Consider the following 18,134-nt stretch of genomic DNA (forward strand, 5'->3'; position numbering starts at 1 on the left):
TAATGATATAGCACAGTGCGTAAAAATACTAAGTAAACTGTGCAAAAAAAAGATATTAACATGTGAACATTCACTCTTTTTTTCCTGTGAGATATAGTTTAGATTTATTGCCTGCTTTATTTTTCACACAATCAAACTAAACTATTATGAAACTAAAAGTATCCCTCACCCTGGTGCTGGTAACGATAACGGCATGGGGGTTCTCTCAAACAGACAGGTTTTGGTCTCCCAGCAGCGAAAGTCGAACCAACATTGTAACCGACAAGGCTGTAGCGAGGTTATCTTATCCAAAGGAATTTAAATTATTTAACTTAAACACCGAACCATTAAGACAGCAACTATTTTCTATAGTTGATAAAAAAACATCGAATACTTCTACAATTATTACATTACCGAATGCAGATGGCAATCTTGAACAATACGAAGTGGTGGAAGCCTCTAACTTTGAACCCGACCTGCAAGCCAGGTTCCCGGAGATAAGGGCTTACTCCGGTAAAGGCATCACTGATAAATATGCCACTTTAAAACTGAGCATTTCGCCACAGGGCATACAAACCATGGTGTTCAGAACAGATAAGGACAACGAGTTCATCGAACCTTATTCTAAAGACCACACTGTTTATTCTGTGTTCAGGTCGCACAGGGAAATAGGCAAACTGCCCTGGACCTGTTCCACCATCGATCAGCAGGCAGATGCTTCGCTGAAGCAGGAGATACAGGTGGCAGGCGCTACCGGAAGCTCTACCGGTCAATTAAAAACCATGCGTTTGGCACAATCCTGTAATGCAGAATACGCCAATTATTTTGGTGCCACCAGCGCATCGCAGGTAAGCCTGGTAATGGCCGCATTCAATGCCACCATCACCCGTTGTAATGGTGTATACGAAAAAGATCTTGCCTTGCACCTCAACCTTATTTCAAATACCACATCGGTTATTTATTATAATACTTCCACGGATCCCTATTCAACTACATTAAGCCAATGGAACCTGCAGTTGCAGCAAACATTGACTTCTGTTATCGGCAGTGCCAATTATGATATCGGCCATATGTTCGGTGCATCCGGTGGTGGTGGTAATGCAGGTTGTATCGGTTGTGTATGCGTAAACCCGGCCAATAATAATTCACTGGCTAAAGGTTCGGGCATCACTTCTCCTGCAGACGGTATTCCTGAAGGAGATAATTTTGATATTGATTATGTAGTGCATGAAGTGGGACACCAATTGGGTGCCAATCATACCTTCTCTATGAGCAATGAAGGTACCGGTGCAAATAAAGAAGTGGGTTCCGGTATCACCATTATGGGATATGCAGGTATCACCAGCCAGGACGTGGCACCGCACTCTATTGATATTTATCATGAAGCATCCATTGCGCAGATACAGGCGAACCTTGCAACCAAGACCTGCCCGGTATCCACCAGTATTACGGCTAACAATGTAGCGCCTGTAATTGGAGCATTGAGCAATTATACCATCCCTATCAGCACACCATTTGCATTAACAGGCACTGCTACGGATGCCAACGGCGATGCACTGACCTATTGCTGGGAACAGAATGATAATGCTTCTTCTTCTCAAACCGGTGCCAGCAGCGTGGCTTCGCCTACCAAGGCAACAGGGCCCAACTGGTTATCGTTCTCACCAACGGCATCGGGTACACGATTATTCCCTAAATTATCTACCATACTTTCCGGCCTGTTGGTAACACCGGTAATAACTGGTGGTGATGCAGGTACCAATATTGAAGCATTGAGCTCTGTATCCCGTACGCTCAACTTCAGGTTAACTGTAAGGGATAATCATGTGTACAGTTCTACTGCACCTGTTTCAGTTGGACAAACTGCTTTCAGCGATGTAGTGGTAACCGTAAGCAATACTTCAGGACCATTTAATGTAACGGCGCCTAATACGGCTGTAACATGGGCTGGCGGCTCCACACAAACCATTACCTGGAACGTGGCCAACACTACCGCTTCCCCTGTTAGCTGCGCCAATGTAAAAATTTCATTGAGCACTGATGGCGGTAATACATTCCCAACAGTATTAACAGCCAGCACACCGAATGATGGTTCCGAAGCATTGGTGATACCATCTACTCCCAGCACTACTGCAAGGATAAAAATTGAAGCGGTGGGCAATATCTTCTTTGATATCAGCAATACCAACTTTACCATCGGCGCTGCTATTGCCTGCGGCGATGCAAGTGGTTTAACAGCTTCTGCAATTGGTAATAACAGTGCCACTGTAAGCTGGACCGCTGTGACCAACGCAGTAAGTTATGCAGTAGATTATAAACTGAATACTTCTTCTACCTGGACAAGCTTCTCTACTGCTCAAACCGGAACTTCGGCTAATCTTACCGGTTTAACACAGGGATCTTTATACGACTGGAGAGTGAAAGCAACCTGCAGTGCAGGCAGCGGCAATTTTGTGAGCGCACAATTCACCACCACTTCACCTTGTACTGCACCATCAGGCCTTGCTTCTTCTGTTACAAGTACCAGTGCAACCGTAAGCTGGTCGGCAGTTAGCGGTGCAGCCAGCTACGATGTGGATTATAAACTCAATTCATCTTCTACCTGGACCAACGCTGTTACAGCTACCACTTCTACATCAGCCAGCATCAGCGGTTTAACTGCTGCATCTTTATACGACTGGAGAGTGCGTACCAACTGCACCAGCGGCAGCAGCGGTTATACACAGGCTCAATTCACCACTGCGGCAGCAAGCACCTGTCCCGGTACTTATGATGTAAGCACCAATGGCAGTTCAAGCGGCGCAGCATTGATACCATTCAATACTGATATCAAAGGATTGATAGACCCAGTAGGCGATAATGATTATTATAAATTTGTTATCACCACCGGTGGTTCAGCTACCATCACACTCACCACTTTACCGGGTGACTATGATATCCGCCTGTACAGCAGCAATGGTACCACGCAGCTGGCTATTTCTCAAAATGGCGGTACTACCAGCGAAACCATTACACGTACTTATACAGCCGGTACTTATTATGTAAGAGTATATGGCTACAATAATGCTACCAGTGCCACTTCTTGCTACACTTTAAAAGTACAGTTGGGTACTGCGAGCAAAAATGCGGAAGCAATCGAGTTTGCATCCGATAAATTGTCGGTATTCCCCAACCCTGTTGCTGTAACTGCAAACCTGTCATTTAAAGCAGCTACTGCAGGTAAGGCAACAGTAACTGTTACCAGCGAAACCGGTGCAGCCGTGCTTTCGCAGACAATGACCGTAACAGCCGGAACCAACATCCGTCCACTGGATGTAAGCACACTGGCCAACGGCGTATATTTTGTACAGATCAAAACCAACGACAAGGTGGAAATAGCCCGTATCGTAGTGGCGAAGTAAACCTTATCCCTTTAAAGAAAAAGAGGCTGCATTTATTGCAGCCTTTTTTTGTTATTTTACAACATGAAAAAAATAATCTCCATTATCATCCTTTGCTTTCCCCTGGTTTTACTGGCTCAAAAACCGGTTCGTGAAAAAATATCTCTTGACAAAAACTGGAAATTTCATTTTGGTGATGCTTCGGATACCAAGAATGATTTTAACTATAATATCAATTACAATCTTTCCAAAGCCGGCGCCGGCAAGGGTTGTATCGCGGCAAACTTCAACGATTCATCCTGGCGTACACTGGATGTGCCGCACGATTGGGCCGTGGAACAGGATTTTGTGAACATGAATGATGAAGGACTGCAGGACCATGGTTTTAAAGCAGTAGGCGGGCAGTTTCCCAAATCAAGCATTGGCTGGTATCGTAAAAGTTTTAATATAGCTGCTGCAGATTCAGGTAATAAATTCAACATTACGTTTGATGGCGTATTCCGCAATTGTAAAGTGTATTTAAATGGCCATTACCTGGGCAATAATGAAAGTGGTTACAGTGGCTTTACTTTGGATATTACCGATTATATCAATTTTCATCGCAGGAATGTTTTGGTGGTAAGGGTGGATGCTTCACAATTTGAAGGATGGTTTTATGAAGGCGCCGGTATTTACCGCCACGTGTGGCTGGAAAAATTCAATCCCTTTCATATTGCCAATAACGGCACATTTGTAAGCAGCACGATTAAAGATAATGTGGCTACCGTTGCAGTGGAAACGAAGGTTACCAATAATACTTTTGCAAAAGCGGCTTCCACATTGATCTATCATATAGTGGACAAGGATAACAAACCGGTTACCGGGTCGATGGTGGAAGGTGTAAGTGTAGTGAATGGTGATACCCGCAAAGTGCAATATCAATTCAAGATAACAGATCCTGTATTGTGGGACCTGAATAATCCTTACCTGTATAAACTGATCACATTAATAAAGCAGGATGATAAAGTGATCGACAGCACCTGTACAGTATTTGGTGTAAGAACGATCGTAATAGACGCCGTAAAAGGTTTAAGCCTGAATGGAAAACCGATCAAGATATTTGGCGTATGCTGCCACCAGGATCATGCAGGTGTAGGCAGTGCTTTGCCGGATGCTTTACAGTACTACCGCATTAAATTATTAAAGGAAATGGGCGTGACCGCTTACCGCACTTCACATAATCCGCCCACACCCGAACTGCTGCAGGCCTGCGATGAATTAGGCATGCTGGTGCTGGATGAGAACCGTTTGATCGGCACTTCCACCGAATACATGAGCCAGTTTGAACGACTGATAGAAAGGGATAAAAATCATCCCTGCGTATTTATGTGGAGCATCGGCAACGAAGAACAGGGTATACACGGAAATGATGTGGGCAAGAGATTGGCAATGACCTTAATTGAACGCCAAAAAGAACTGGACCCTACAAGGACCTGCAGCTATGCAGCAGATAACGGTACCTATCACCCGGGCATAAACGAAGTTATACCTGTACGCGGATTCAACTACCGCATCAATAAAATAGATGAATACCATGCTGCCTGGCCAACACAACCCGTATTCGGCAGCGAAACAGGCAGCACTGTTACCACCAGGGGTATTTATGTAAAAGATTCCGTAGCGGGTTATGTGCCCGATCATGATATCACTTACCCATACTGGGCCAGCACGGCAGAGCAATGGTGGAAACCCAATGCGCATAAGGACTGGTTCATGGGCGGTTTTGTATGGACCGGTTTTGATTACCGTGGCGAACCTACACCTTATGGATGGCCCTGCATCAACAGCCATTTTGGTATCATGGATATGTGTGGCTTTCCCAAGAACAATTATTACTATTACCAGAGCTGGTGGAGCGATAAGGATGTATTGCAGCTAAGCCCCCACTGGAATTGGGCTACAGGTGATAGTATTGATGTATGGGTGAACAGCAATGCGGATGAAGTGGAGCTGAAACTGAACGGGAAAAGCCTGGGAAAGAAAGTGATGGAAAAAGAAGGCCACTTGCAATGGAAAGTAAAATACGCACCCGGCAAGCTGGAAGCATTCGGTAAAAGAAACGGTAGAAAATTGTATACCAAAATTGAAACTACTGGTAACGCATACCAGCTGATATTAACACCGGACCGCAAAACGATCAAAGCTGATGGACAGGATGTATGTGTAATGAATGTGACTGTAACAGATAATAAAGGAAGGGAGATCGCTACAGCAATGAACAATATCAGTTTTGTTGTGGAAGGCAATGCAAAAATAATCGGTGTAGGCAATGGCGACCCCAGCAGTCATGAACCGGATAAATTTTTTGACAACAACTGGCAGAGAAAATTATTCAATGGTAAATGCCAGGTCATTGTACAATCCACCGGCAATGCGGGCGAATTTAAATTTACCGCAAGTTCGGGTGGTTTGCAACCGGCCACAACAACCATTGCTATACAATAAACTGAATTGACCAATACCAGCTGGGTATATTCATACTAAAACTTTATTTCATGAAACGATTGCTTACCGGGTTTATGTTTTTGTATGCTGTTAGTGCAACAGCGCAAACTTATCAACCCACCTGGGAAAGCCTGGATAAGCGGCCCACACCCACCTGGTATACTGATGCTAAATTCGGCATATTTATACACTGGGGCGTGTACTCGGTACCGGGATGGAGCAGCAAAGGCCAGTATGCCGAATGGTACCAGAATGGTTTGCAGGGCGGCGATACAGCAAGACAGCGTTTTCATAAAGAAAAATTCGGCAACCGTACTTACTACGATCTTGCCAATGATTTTAAAGCAGAATTGTTCAAGCCGGATGAATGGGCAAAATTATTTGAACAATCCGGAGCAAAATATATTGTACTTACTTCCAAGCATCACGATGGATTTACTTTATGGCCCAGCAAAGAAGCGGACCGCGACTGGGGTTTTAAATGGAATGCAGTGGATGTAGGACCTAAGCGAGACCTGATAGCAGACCTGTTTACTGCTGTGCGTAAAACATCGGTGCATGCAGGCATGTATTTTTCATTGTACGAATGGTTCAATCCATTATGGAAAAAAGATAAGGCAAAATTTGCCACCGATCATGTATGGCCACAAATGAAAGACCTGATCAATAATTACCAACCCGATGTATTCTGGACCGATGGTGATTGGGAAGCCGCTGATTCTGTATGGAAGAGCAAAGAATTTTTAACCTGGCTGTACAATGAAAGCCCGGTGAAGAATAAAATCATTGTAAATGACCGCTGGGGTGCAGGATTGCGTTTTAAACACGGCGGTATTTATACACCCGAGTATCAACCTGATCTTGATTTTGAAGACCATGCCTGGGAAGAAAGCCGCGGCATGGGATACAGCTACGGTTACAACAGGGAAGAAGATGCCTGGGATTATAATTCCACACAATCACTGGTATTGCAATTGGTAGATAAAGTGAGCCGTGGCGGTAATTTTTTACTGGATATTGGTCCTGATGAACATGGAAAAATTCCACCCATTATGCAGGAACGTTTGTTGCAGATAGGGGACTGGTTGAAAATAAATGGCGAAGCGATCTACAATACAACAAGATGGAAAATACATTCGCAATGGAGCGCCGGCAACAGGGAATATAAAAATCGCAGTGGTGATATGCTGCTCAAGATCACTATAGATCCCGATCCCGGTTATGCAGTAAAAGAAGTTTTTTATACCTACAACAGTAATACTAATTCGCTGTACGCTATTTTCCCACGCTATCCATCCGATCAAAAACTGGTATTGAAAGATATTCAGTCCTGCAGCAGGCACAGCGATCAGTTTTTTATCCACCGGCAAAAAACTCAACTGGCAGCAAAGCGGTAATGATGTGATCATTGATCTACCGGCTTATGATCCCAATACCATTCATTCGCCTTACGCTTACGCAGTAAAGATCAGCAACTATGGAAAATTTGCAGCCAAACCAAAAATAAACACGGCTTATAATGCTGCGATGAAACCTGTGGTAACTATTGAGAACAACAGTGGTGCAGGGATCATTCATTATACAACCGACGGCAGTACGCCTACAGCAACCTCACCTGTTTACAGCCAGCCTTTTGGAATTACCGCCACCACTGCTGTAAAAGCAGTTAATATACAGCAAGGCGTTATAAACAGTGATATACAGGAGGCAATAGTAAAAGCTTATCAACTGCATAAAGCTTTAAAGCCCGGTAAACTACAATCGCCGGCATTAGTTATAATTATTACGAAGCAGAGGAAATGAATGTAGCCAAAATGCAGGAACTGCAACCGGTAAAAACAGGTATTGCAAATGAACTGGGTAACCGGTTAATAAGAACCGTAAATCAAAATATCGGATTTGTGTACAATGGTTATATCAATATCAATAAAACCGGCATCTACGAGTTTTATACCACCAGCGATGATGGCAGCCTTTTATACATAGATGAAGAATTGGTGGTGGATAACAACGGCGATCATGGCATGGACAGAAGAGAATGGCAAAGTGATCCTCGAAAAAGGACTGCATAAAATAAAAGTAGTGTACTATGATGCAGGCGGCGAAAACGGTTTAACGGTAAGTTATAACCTGAGCGGGCAAAAAGAAATACCAGTGCCTGCCAGTATTTTATTGCACGAATAAAAGCGGTTTTATTTACCGGTAAAGTTGGCCTTGCGTTTTTCTAAAAAAGCGGCAGTGCCTTCTTTCATATCTTCCGTAGCAAAGCAATCGCCAAAGGCTTCCACTTCTTTATCATAACCGGTCTTGCCATTGGTAAAAGAACTGTCGTTGATAACAGCCACGTTAATACATTCTATCAGTTTGCCAATAGCAACAGGCGCCTTGGTCATGATCACTTTTAAAATATCCCGGGTTCTTTCCAGTAAAGTTTCGGCAGTGGTAACATGGTTTACCAGGCCCAGCTGCAGCGCTTCGTTGGCATCTACCAGTTGCGCCGTCATCTGCAGCTCCATACTTTTTCCTTTACCTACCAATTGAGTAAGTCTTTGTGTGCCGCCGTAGCCGGGTATCAGGCCCAGGTTCACTTCGGGTTGGCCGAATTTAGCGTTCTCGCTGCACAGGCGGAAATGACAGGCCATTGCCAGTTCGCAACCTCCACCCAGTGCAAAACCATTCACGGCTGCGATCACCGGTTTTTTACTGTTCTCTATCTTAAAAAAAACATCCTGCCCACGTTTGGCCAAAGCCATGGCTTCTTCTTTATTTAAACCGCCAAATTCTGTGATGTCTGCACCCGCAACAAAGGCTTTGGCACCGGACCCTGTGATAATAGCTGCTTTAATAGCATTATTGCTGCCGATCTCGTCGATAGCAGCATCCAGGTCGGTAAAAACCTGTTTGTTCAACGCATTCAGTTTATCGGGGCGATTGATGGTGACCGTATAAATACCATCCTCCAGTGTAGCGAGCAAAGTTTGATACATAGCAAATGTTTTATCAAAAATAACAATAAAAACAAAAGCCGCAACTATGCTGTAAAACAGGATATCAGAGAATGATCACCAGCAATACAATGCCCAGTGCCAGTAAAGTGATCATTAATATGTCAGTAATTATCTGCTTCTTCATTATGCCACAAAAATAACCCTGGCGGCAGGGGCAACCGGCGCTTATTTATTTAATGGTATCTATCGGCTATTCACTGGTTAAAAAAAACAATGTTGCAACAATATTTTTTATAAAAGCCCCTTTTACTAACCAGCAAAGCCCATTGACTAAGATTATATGTAATAAAGCCTGCAGGTATAATAATTTTGTGCTCTTAACAGCAAACAATAAATTTTTATACATGCAAAAGCTGGTTATTTTGTTCGTATCATTCACCGTTTTCAACTGTGTACACGGGCCTGTGGTAACCGGTGATATAGCAAAAACTAACCGCTGTAACGAATTGTATAAAGCAGCCTGTCCGCTACCGGCAAATGAGCCGGAACAAACAGGCAACCGTTGCATCTGCAAAGAAGTATTAATTGAAGAACAGGATGGTTATCAATATACTTACGGGGCAGCCCTTCCAGTGGTGGGGAATTATTATTAATGAAAAGGAAAAACCGGTTAGGCTACCACTAGCCCTTTCTTTATGGCCCTGTACGCAGCAGGGCCTTTTTAATTGTCAACGTACCGGTCGCCGCATACTAACCAGAATTGACCGTTGGCTAATAAAAAAAACTAATTTGTTCAAAGCTTTTTACTTTTGGTACGTGAAGATGAGGAAAGCGGGAAAAGCGATAAAAAATAACAACAAACAGGGTTTCGTCGATTTCTTTTAAGTATAGCCATGAAAACCTGTTTTAAAGATATGAACTGAACAAGGGTTTTTGATCCACCTTAAAACGAAAACATACTGCGACACTATTTAAGCAGTTGCAGCAATAATATTTTGGATTGCAGGGTAGCAATACCCAAACGCAGCAATATTATTTTAAAAAATTGTCAAGGGTTGGCCCAGGCCGGCCCTTTACCGTTTAATTGCCAGTAATAACCGCAGGATAGTTTCAGTGATCCGTATCAACCCCTTATAAATATTTTGCAGCTGGTAATCAGTTTTATAAACGAACCGCCGTAAATTAAGTGTTCAGGCAGGCGGCATAATTTTTTCGGCCCAAAACCCATATTTTGCTGATAAATTTTGTGAGAAGAATATTTGTAATAGTACTCATTGGTCTTTGCTGTGCGTCCGCCAATGCCCAGCAGGGTATTGCATTTCAGCACCTCAATACTTCCAACGGGCTGTCGTACCTGGGCGTAAATAACACCTGCTCCGATCTTAAGGGCAATTTATGGATCGCCACCGGTAACGGGCTCAATATGTTCAATGGAAAAACCGTTGACAAATATTTTGTTGCGGAATACCCGCAACTGGTCAACAATAATATCGCCTACGTAACCTGCGACAGCAGTAACAGGATATGGATACTCACCTCTGGCGGTAATGTGGCCATGCTGGATGAAAAAAGGCGCATGCACCGCATCGCCATCTATGATAGCAGTGTGAACCTGCGGGCCCGCTGGCTGCTGAATTCGCAGGGTGGTAATATAGTCGTGTTCACTAACAAAGGAAATTATCTTTTTAATAAGAATAGCGCTTACAGGCAACTGGATTCCCTTACGCAAAAAGAATTCACCTACCTGCCGGTAAAGGGTTTTGATTCTTTATTGCGCAAAGGCTTTCGCCAGATAAAATACTTTAATGACGATATCAGTTTCCTGGTGCAGGAAGATGCATTTTATGAAGTGAATTTTACAAAGCGGGAAGTGGAACGCAAATTCGAGATCGCTCATTGTACTTACCTGGCGGTATACGATTCCCATACGTTACTGTTGTTCGACCGGCAGGATAATGAAGTAAAAACGTACGACCTGGCCACCGGGCAATTCACTTTCCTGTTCAAAGACCTGAAAGACCAGTTGGGAAATAAAGTTACTGCATGGATCACTTCTGCAATCAAGATCAATAGTTCTGAATATCTTTTTACCACGCTCAATTCCGGCATCTATATTTACGATGCGCAAACCAACAAAGTATACAATTACATCCACAATATTGCCGACCCCACATCACTGCCCAACGATGCCACCACCAATGTATCCACCGGACCGAAAGGCTGGGTATTTGTGACCTGTAATCCGAATGGTGTAAGTTATTTTAACTGCAATGATGTGGTGAGCAACCAGAATATATTTATTGATGGAAAAGGCAAAGGCTACGATGGATACATAGCAGGTATTGCCACAAAAGATAACAATACTTATTATATCGGTACAGCTGAAGGGCTGCTGCAGTGGAAACGGGATATCAACTCCACCACTTTTATCAATTATACGGGAGAAGACGGGCAACCTGTTCTGAAGAAGAAGGAAGTATCATCCATTTACGTGGACAAAAAAGATCGTGTATGGGTAACCGGTGTAAATGAAGGTATATTGGTGATAGACAGGAACCTGAAACTGGTAAAGCTGATCAAATGCAACGAAAGAAGTAAATACAGCACCAAGCTGCAGCGCATTGCCTTTTTGAACGAAGGGCCCGATGGTTATATTTGGGTGTGCGGTGGCAATGGCCTTTGCAGGGTGAACCCCGAAACATTTGAAGTGGATAATTTTGAGAACACGCCGCTTGCAAAACTGGATTCGATCTATTGTGTACCTTTTACTTTCACAGACAATGAGAACCTGTGGGTGGCAACTTATAATTCAGGGGCCTATCATTATAATCTTACCACCAAAAAACTGGAGATATACAACACAACCAACGGGCTTTCTGCCAACGGTATATTTACTATCAATGCAGATAATGATAAGAACATTTATATCGGTTCCAGGCAGGGGCTGAATATTATATACCCTAACGGAAGGGTGAAGACCATTACACAAAAAGATGGCTTATTGATAGACCGTGTTGAAGGATTGCTGCTGGATAAACACAACCGTATGTGGATCGGCAATGATATTGGTCTTGCCGTATACAATCCCAAAGACAGTACCATTACCGCTTTCGACGAGCGGCATGGCCTCAGCGTGTACGGGTTCAGGGTAGGTTCGTATTTTCAGATGCCCAATGGTGAATTTGCATTTGGAACACCCAAGGGCTTCCAGTATTTTAACCCCGATTCGCTGTACAACAGGAAGATCGTGCTCAATGCACTCATCAGCAAGATAGAGACCAAATCCATCAGCTCCAATATAACCACTTCCGATAAATTTGACCTGGGCGCTAATGATAACCAGGTAACATTTTATTTCAGTTCAGTGGATTTTACACCACACCTGCGCACTTATTACGAATACAAACTTACCGGGGTGGATAAAGACTGGATAAAAGTGGCCGACCAGAATTTTGTACGCTACAATTCATTGCCACCCGGTAAATACACTTTTAAAGTAAGGGTAAGCAATAATAATAAAACCTGGCAGGAAGCAGAGAATGAAGTAACGATAGAGATCGCAACCGCGTTTTATAAAACACTATGGTTTAAAATACTCAGCAGCCTGCTGGCTACACTGTTGATCGTGTACGTGATCAATTATTACAGGAAACAACAGAAAGAAAGACAAACACACCTGGAAACAGAACTGGTGATCACTTATTTTGCTTCGCAGATCAACAGCCATAAGAATACAGATGAATTGTTGTGGGATGTTGCCAAGAACTGCATCAGCAAATTGAATTTTGAGGATTGCGTTATTTACATGAAGGATGAATCAGGAAAAATGCTGGTGCAGAAAGCAGCGTACGGCCCTAAGAATCCTGTAGATTTTACCATTCATGCACCGATAGAAATTCCGGTGGGTAAAGGCATTACCGGTACGGTGGCTAAAACAGGTATAGCGGAGATCATAAGCAATACCGAAGGCGACAACCGCTATATTGTTGATGACGACAGACGTTATTCCGAAATAGCCGTGCCCATTATAATTGATGAACAGGTGGTGGGCGTGATAGATAGTGAACACCGGCAGAAGAATTTCTTTACACAAAAACATTTCAGCATACTGCAAACCATTGCTGCGCTGTGTGCCAACCAGATACAGAAAACCAATGCTGAAGAGGAAAAACAAAAAGCAACCATAGAACTCTGGGAGAATAAACAGAAAGCAACCGAAAGCCGCCTGCAGAGTTTGCGCCTGCAGATGAACCCGCATTTCCTGTTCAATGCATTGAACTCTATACAGCAGATGATCCTTGCCAACGAAGAAATGGTGGCTACCCGGTACCTGTCAAGATTTTCCAAACTGCTGCGCATGGTATTACTGCACAGTGATAAGGAAGCGATCACATTAAGAGAAGAGATAGAGATATTGAAAATGTACATCGAACTGGAATCCGTAAGGTTCAAAGAATCATTTTCGTATAGTATTCACTGTGATGAAGCAATTGAAACAGAAGAAATAAAGATACCCACGTTGCTGATACAACCATTTGTGGAAAATGCCATCTGGCATGGATTGATGCACAAAGAAAATAACCGCCGGCTGACGGTGAGTTTTACGGAAATGAAAGATTTTCTGCAATGCATCATTGAAGATAACGGCGTGGGCAGGGGAAAAGCATCGGCCATAAAAAGCCTTACCGGCAGCGATAAAAAACACACCAGCAAAGGCATTGCGGTATCCGAAGAAAGGTTGAAGACCTTAAAGAACAGCCTGGGCAAACACGGATCGATACAGATAAATGACCTTACAGATATAGATGGCGAAAGCCTGGGTACCAAAGTAGTAATAAATTTTCCAATTCAAAACTAACGTTATGTTGAAAGCGCTTTTAATTGACGACGAAGAAAGGGCAACCGATTCCCTGCGATTGATGATAGAAAAAGCTGTACCTGAAATAGTGCAGGTAAAAGTTTGTAACGATTCCCGCAAGGCTGCGGAGATCATACACGAATTTCAGCCGGGGCTTGTTTTCCTGGATATACAGATGCCACACCTGAACGGTTTCCAGATGCTGGAGAAAATGCCCAATAAAAATTTCAAACTCATTTTTACTACTGCATATAACGAATACGCTATACAGGCCATCCGTTTCAGCGCTTTCGATTACCTGCTCAAACCGATCGATGTGGAAGAACTGCAACTATCGGTGCAACGCTTTCTGCAAACACAGCAGGATTATAAACAACAATACGACCTGCTGAAAAATATCATGCATAATATACAATCACCTTCTGCAGATGAGTTCCGGCTGGCGCTGCCAACTAAGGAAGGTGTACACTACCTGCAACCCGCCGATATCATCCGTTGCGAGGCCGTAGGCAACTATACCAAATTTTTTGTGGAAGGAGGCAAGAGTTACCTGATCTCAAAAACACTGGGTGAGTATGACCTGCTGTTAACCCCACAGAATTTTATACGTACGCATAAAAGTCATCTTGTAAATAAAAAATTCATTTCGTTCATCGATCACGACGGGTTTGCCGTACTGAAAGATAAAAGCAAAGTGGAAGTGAGCCGCCGGAGAAAGGAAGAAGTGATGGAGGCATTGAAATCCTGATTGCCTTTTACTAAACAGTAATGACCGCCTGCTGGTTTTAAACGTCACTGGTTTTGTAAAGACCTTTTCTTTGCAAAAAATATTTAAAAGATGGCGAATTATTACCCACTGGCGCTCCAGAACGAATGGCAGTATAAACAAAAAGACGGAACCACTTACAGCAATAAGGTAACTGCTGCGGCAGGCAACGAGTTTACAATGTATAACAGTGCCGCAAACACGAAATCTGTTGTAAAAACAGATGGCACACTGATCACCACCGATGCCCTGGAAGCAGGTAATTTTCAACCCTGGCTTACCAACGAGCTGAAAAAGGGCGATAACTGGGTGGTAAAATTCAAAGCCAATGGACTGGATTGTTTACTGGTGATGACCGTAAAAGAAACCAGCATCAGCAAGGAAGTGGAAGGAAAAACCTACAACAGCGTGCTGATGATAGAGGCTGAAAACAAGATCATGGTGAACGACAGCCTGATGCCCCTCAATTTTTTTACACAATATTATTATGCAGATGGGGTGGGCCTGGTGCTCACTACATCATCTGCCGGCGATAGTCATGCGTTAGTGGAATACAAGCTCAATTAAAGATTTAGTCCGTAAACCTTATCCAGGCTGCTCATGCGAATGAGCAGTTTTTTTATTTTCAAGAACGACCGTATAATAAGTAAGGCTATCCTTTGGCTGGTATTGCAACAGCCCTGCTGCAGCTATTGATTTTCTTTGCGGCACCAAATCAAAACAAAAAGTATGATCATGAAAAAAACAGTAACTATTATTATGGCAGCCGCATTTTTTGCTGCCTGTAAAAAGAACAACACCGATGTACAACCTGTAGCAACATCGGCTGTGCCAAAAGTTAAAACACTGAACGATGGCAGCGCCGTTGCAACTTTTGCTTACACTGCAGACGGGAACCTGCAAAATTATTCCATACCTGATGGCAGTAAAGTGGAATGCGAATACCTGCCCGGTATCATCAACAAAAAAGTGTATACCACCGGCGGCGTATTTAATTATGCGTATAAATTTGAATTGAACGCAGCAGGCCTCGTGATCCGCACCACTTTAAGCAACGCTCCCGATTATGAAGTACTGGATCAGTATAATCCGGATAATACACATGCCAAATCTGTGTCTAAAATAAATGGCATCACCAACACGGCAGATTATTTTTACAGCAATGGCAACTGCGACAGTATCCGCTACAGGGGCAACGACGGCACCTGGTATTCCACTATTGTAAAAACTTATTACACCGATAAGCCAAACGTACTGACCCAGGAATCCACCGGAGAGAAGATATACGGCAAGGATAATAAGAACCTGCTGAAAACTGAAATGTATAAATATCCTAACGGTACTTCTACGCAAGTAGTTGTATACACTTATGACTATGATGCACAGGGAAGGATCACTAAAGAGACCGGCACACAGGGAGCAACAGTATTCAGTATGTCATACACTTATTACTGATCATAAAACAGATCTGAATAAAAAACCGGCTCCCGCAAAGAGCCGGTTTTTTATTGCCGTTTCATATTAGTAATTACCGTTTATTAATTCGTTGCATCCTTTCAATAGGTTCACAACGATCATGCATCATTTTCTTTTTTTCTTTGCACTCGATTAAAACAACAAACACAAAATATCAAAACATTCTTATTGTATGAACACAACATTCAAAGCACAGTTTAAGCGATTTTTAAAACAGACATTTATTATCGGCGCATTATTTTCTTCCAGCGCTTTTGCATTTATCCGTATGATGATGTATCCCTTGCCAATTGAACTGGCGGAAGACGGGGTGATCTTTATCAAAACTATTTTAACAGGATGGGCCATGGTAATGCTGGGCAAAGGCGCATTTGAAGGACTGGTTTTTATTTTACAGCTGGCGCAAAATTCCATCAAAAAATATATCAGCACCTTATCAGAACAGCAGGCAAATTATAAAAGCGAAAGCTTTAGCGGGGCATTGAAATATGCAGGTGAATAAATAGAACGGGAGGGGCAATGATAAAAAAGGGTAACAATTTTTGTTACCCTTTTTGTTTATAATGATCTAAAAACTTCGGTTCTCTTTTACCCAGTTGGTAATATACTCTGCAATTTCTGTAGTGGAAGTACCGGGCGCAAACAATTTTCCAACGCCCAATGCATGCAGCGACTGCATATCATCTTCCGGGATAATACCACCACCGGTAAGCAACACATCATTCATTTGTTTTTCTTTCATCAGCGCAATGATCTTTGGAAAAACGGTATTATGAGCGCCGCTTAAAATGCTGATACCAATAGCATCCACATCTTCCTGTAAAGCAGCATTCACCACCATTTCAGGGGTCTGGCGAAGACCGGTATAAATTACTTCCATTCCGGCATCACGCAGAGCGGTGGCAATTACTTTGGCGCCGCGGTCATGCCCGTCCAGCCCCACTTTGGCCACTAAAACCCGTATGGGCCTGTTCTTTTCCATATGCAATAAGTTAAAAACTGCTGTAAAAGTAAATCTATTCATCAAATATCTGCAATACTTTCCTATTTTGCATATCACTAATTCACCCTCATACCATTTTATGAATACACCAGTAGCTGCTGAAATTTCTTCGTATTTAAAACATGGTGATTATTCCGTTGCAGTACGGCGAACGCTGGATTATTGTTTGGATACCGGCGATGATACACTGATAGAGAATGCTATCGGCTGGAGCAGGGAATACCATGCTTACGAAAACGCAAAAACCACCACCACGATACCGGTTGATTTTGTAAGCAGGGCAGAGAATATTTTACAGCAGGCCGATAAGATACAGGGTAGCAGCAGTTATGCAAGCTATCCATTGATCAGCGCAGAAAAAATATCCAAAACATACAGCGGGGGAAATTTCAGTTTAAAACCCATCGATCTCTCTATCGGTACAGGAAATGTATTGGGTGTGGTGGGAGAGAACGGCAATGGTAAAACAACATTACTGCGTTGCCTTGCCGGGCAACTGGCATTGGATAATGGGCAAATAAAATATCACTTATTGCAAAAGCCCGACGCCTATGCGATAAAGAATCATATTGCATTCATACCACAACGAATTCCAAAATGGTATGGACTGCTGAAAGATAATTTGCATTTCAGCGCTTCCATTGCAGGCATTCACGGAGCCAAGAACGACCTGATGGTGAACTTTATGCTGGAGCGGTTGAACCTGGGTAGCTATGCACATCTTACCTGGAACCAGATCAGCAGTGGCTACCGCACCCGTTTTGAAATAGCCAGGATATTACTGCAAAAGCCCCGCTTACTGATACTGGATGAACCATTGGCCAATCTTGATATCAATGCACAGCAAACAATTTTGACCGATCTCATCTTCATGGCAAAGGGAGCGCACAATCCCATGGGTATCATCCTGAGTTCGCAGCAATTGCACGAAGTGGAGAAAGTGGCCGATACCGTACTCTTCATTAAACAGGGTAATTGTTTATACAGCAGTAATGATAAGGAAGAAAAGATCACCAGCAATGCGGTGGAATTTGAAACAAGTTCCGGCAGGGACAGTATCGTTGCGTTATTCGGGGAAGCGAATATAGAACTGCAGTTCAATGGTGGTACCTACACCATTATATCAGCTGCATTATCTGCACAGGAAATGATCGGAAGAATAATTGCAGCACAGATCCCCGTTACTTATTTCAGGGATATCACTTACAGTACCAAACGTTTTTTTTAACCCGAAACTATT

General features: G+C 43.1%; 15 protein-coding genes. 13 read left to right on the forward strand and 2 right to left on the reverse strand.

The window, feature by feature from the left end; all coding sequences use genetic code 11:
• Positions 1 to 146 precede the first annotated feature (146 nt).
• The 6 genes from QM738_RS10430 (at position 147) to QM738_RS10455 (ending at position 8,027) form a co-directional block, all read left to right on the forward strand.
• Positions 147 to 3,380 (forward strand): zinc-dependent metalloprotease, encoded by a 3,234-nt coding sequence (locus tag QM738_RS10430; RefSeq protein ID WP_462276635.1) that lies wholly within the window; start codon positions 147 to 149, stop codon positions 3,378 to 3,380.
• 63 nt (positions 3,381 to 3,443) lie between these two features.
• Complete coding sequence (gene galA, locus QM738_RS10435; protein ID WP_462276636.1) at positions 3,444 to 5,843, forward strand: beta-galactosidase GalA; 2,400 nt, start codon at positions 3,444 to 3,446, stop codon at positions 5,841 to 5,843.
• Positions 5,844 to 5,893: 50 nt separating this feature from the next.
• Positions 5,894 to 7,240, forward strand: coding sequence for an alpha-L-fucosidase (locus tag QM738_RS10440; protein WP_462276637.1), 1,347 nt, complete (start codon positions 5,894 to 5,896; stop codon positions 7,238 to 7,240).
• Between the two features lie 4 nt (positions 7,241 to 7,244).
• The gene (locus tag QM738_RS10445) at positions 7,245 to 7,646 is read left to right on the forward strand and encodes an FN3 associated domain-containing protein (RefSeq protein ID WP_462276638.1); all 402 of its coding nucleotides are present in this window, start codon (positions 7,245 to 7,247) and stop codon (positions 7,644 to 7,646) included.
• Positions 7,643 to 7,915, forward strand: coding sequence for a PA14 domain-containing protein (locus QM738_RS10450; protein WP_462276639.1), 273 nt, complete (start codon positions 7,643 to 7,645; stop codon positions 7,913 to 7,915). Before QM738_RS10445 ends, QM738_RS10450 begins: the two co-directional genes overlap by 4 nt.
• Positions 7,863 to 8,027, forward strand: coding sequence for a hypothetical protein (locus QM738_RS10455; RefSeq protein ID WP_462276640.1), 165 nt, complete (start codon positions 7,863 to 7,865; stop codon positions 8,025 to 8,027). The genes QM738_RS10450 and QM738_RS10455 overlap by 53 nt, the downstream gene beginning before the upstream one ends.
• Before the next feature lie 8 nt (positions 8,028 to 8,035).
• Here QM738_RS10455 and QM738_RS10460 read toward each other — a convergent pair whose 3' ends face one another.
• Positions 8,036 to 8,830, reverse strand: a complete 795-nt coding sequence (locus QM738_RS10460; RefSeq protein WP_462276641.1) for an enoyl-CoA hydratase/isomerase family protein — start codon at positions 8,828 to 8,830, stop codon at positions 8,036 to 8,038.
• A gap of 365 nt (positions 8,831 to 9,195) precedes the next feature.
• Between QM738_RS10460 and QM738_RS10465 the strand changes: the two genes are divergently transcribed.
• From QM738_RS10465 to QM738_RS10490, 6 genes are all read left to right on the forward strand, one after another.
• Complete coding sequence (locus QM738_RS10465) at positions 9,196 to 9,444, forward strand: hypothetical protein (protein ID WP_462276642.1); 249 nt, start codon at positions 9,196 to 9,198, stop codon at positions 9,442 to 9,444.
• A gap of 593 nt (positions 9,445 to 10,037) precedes the next feature.
• A complete protein-coding gene (locus QM738_RS10470) occupies positions 10,038 to 13,649 on the forward strand; it encodes a sensor histidine kinase (RefSeq protein WP_462276643.1) in 3,612 nt (1,203 codons plus the stop codon).
• Positions 13,650 to 13,653: 4 nt separating this feature from the next.
• Positions 13,654 to 14,397, forward strand: coding sequence for a LytR/AlgR family response regulator transcription factor (locus tag QM738_RS10475; RefSeq protein ID WP_462276644.1), 744 nt, complete (start codon positions 13,654 to 13,656; stop codon positions 14,395 to 14,397).
• Positions 14,398 to 14,487: 90 nt separating this feature from the next.
• Positions 14,488 to 14,982, forward strand: a complete 495-nt coding sequence (locus QM738_RS10480) for a hypothetical protein (protein ID WP_462276645.1) — start codon at positions 14,488 to 14,490, stop codon at positions 14,980 to 14,982.
• 168 nt (positions 14,983 to 15,150) lie between these two features.
• Positions 15,151 to 15,870, forward strand: a complete 720-nt coding sequence (locus tag QM738_RS10485; RefSeq protein WP_462276646.1) for a hypothetical protein — start codon at positions 15,151 to 15,153, stop codon at positions 15,868 to 15,870.
• Positions 15,871 to 16,063: 193 nt separating this feature from the next.
• The gene (locus QM738_RS10490; RefSeq protein WP_462276647.1) at positions 16,064 to 16,393 is read left to right on the forward strand and encodes a hypothetical protein; all 330 of its coding nucleotides are present in this window, start codon (positions 16,064 to 16,066) and stop codon (positions 16,391 to 16,393) included.
• 66 nt (positions 16,394 to 16,459) lie between these two features.
• Here the strand turns inward: QM738_RS10490 and QM738_RS10495 are convergent, their stop codons facing one another.
• The gene (locus tag QM738_RS10495) at positions 16,460 to 16,873 is read right to left on the reverse strand and encodes a cobalamin B12-binding domain-containing protein (RefSeq protein ID WP_462276648.1); all 414 of its coding nucleotides are present in this window, start codon (positions 16,871 to 16,873) and stop codon (positions 16,460 to 16,462) included.
• A 100-nt stretch (positions 16,874 to 16,973) separates the two neighbouring features.
• Here QM738_RS10495 and QM738_RS10500 point away from each other — a divergent pair, with 100 nt between their 5' ends.
• A complete protein-coding gene (locus tag QM738_RS10500; protein ID WP_462276649.1) occupies positions 16,974 to 18,122 on the forward strand; it encodes an ABC transporter ATP-binding protein in 1,149 nt (382 codons plus the stop codon).
• Positions 18,123 to 18,134: the final 12 nt, after the last annotated feature.

The sequence above is a fragment of the Ferruginibacter sp. genome (genome assembly GCF_049840995.1).
Taxonomy (GTDB): Bacteria; Bacteroidota; Bacteroidia; order Chitinophagales; family Chitinophagaceae; genus Ferruginibacter.

What these genes read in the sequence shown, in the direction of transcription:
- QM738_RS10430 (WP_462276635.1), top strand. Translation starts at nt 147, where the DNA reads ATGAAACTAAAAGTATCCCTCACCCTGGTGCTGGTAACGATAACGGCA.
- galA (WP_462276636.1), top strand. Translation starts at nt 3,444, where the DNA reads ATGAAAAAAATAATCTCCATTATCATCCTTTGCTTTCCCCTGGTTTTA.
- QM738_RS10440 (WP_462276637.1), top strand. Translation starts at nt 5,894, where the DNA reads ATGAAACGATTGCTTACCGGGTTTATGTTTTTGTATGCTGTTAGTGCA.
- QM738_RS10450 (WP_462276639.1), top strand. Translation starts at nt 7,643, where the DNA reads ATGAATGTAGCCAAAATGCAGGAACTGCAACCGGTAAAAACAGGTATT.
- QM738_RS10455 (WP_462276640.1), top strand. Translation starts at nt 7,863, where the DNA reads ATGGCATGGACAGAAGAGAATGGCAAAGTGATCCTCGAAAAAGGACTG.
- QM738_RS10460 (WP_462276641.1), bottom strand. Translation starts at nt 8,830, where the DNA reads ATGTATCAAACTTTGCTCGCTACACTGGAGGATGGTATTTATACGGTC.
- QM738_RS10465 (WP_462276642.1), top strand. Translation starts at nt 9,196, where the DNA reads ATGCAAAAGCTGGTTATTTTGTTCGTATCATTCACCGTTTTCAACTGT.
- QM738_RS10475 (WP_462276644.1), top strand. Translation starts at nt 13,654, where the DNA reads ATGTTGAAAGCGCTTTTAATTGACGACGAAGAAAGGGCAACCGATTCC.
- QM738_RS10480 (WP_462276645.1), top strand. Translation starts at nt 14,488, where the DNA reads ATGGCGAATTATTACCCACTGGCGCTCCAGAACGAATGGCAGTATAAA.
- QM738_RS10485 (WP_462276646.1), top strand. Translation starts at nt 15,151, where the DNA reads ATGAAAAAAACAGTAACTATTATTATGGCAGCCGCATTTTTTGCTGCC.
- QM738_RS10490 (WP_462276647.1), top strand. Translation starts at nt 16,064, where the DNA reads ATGAACACAACATTCAAAGCACAGTTTAAGCGATTTTTAAAACAGACA.
- QM738_RS10495 (WP_462276648.1), bottom strand. Translation starts at nt 16,873, where the DNA reads ATGGAAAAGAACAGGCCCATACGGGTTTTAGTGGCCAAAGTGGGGCTG.
- QM738_RS10500 (WP_462276649.1), top strand. Translation starts at nt 16,974, where the DNA reads ATGAATACACCAGTAGCTGCTGAAATTTCTTCGTATTTAAAACATGGT.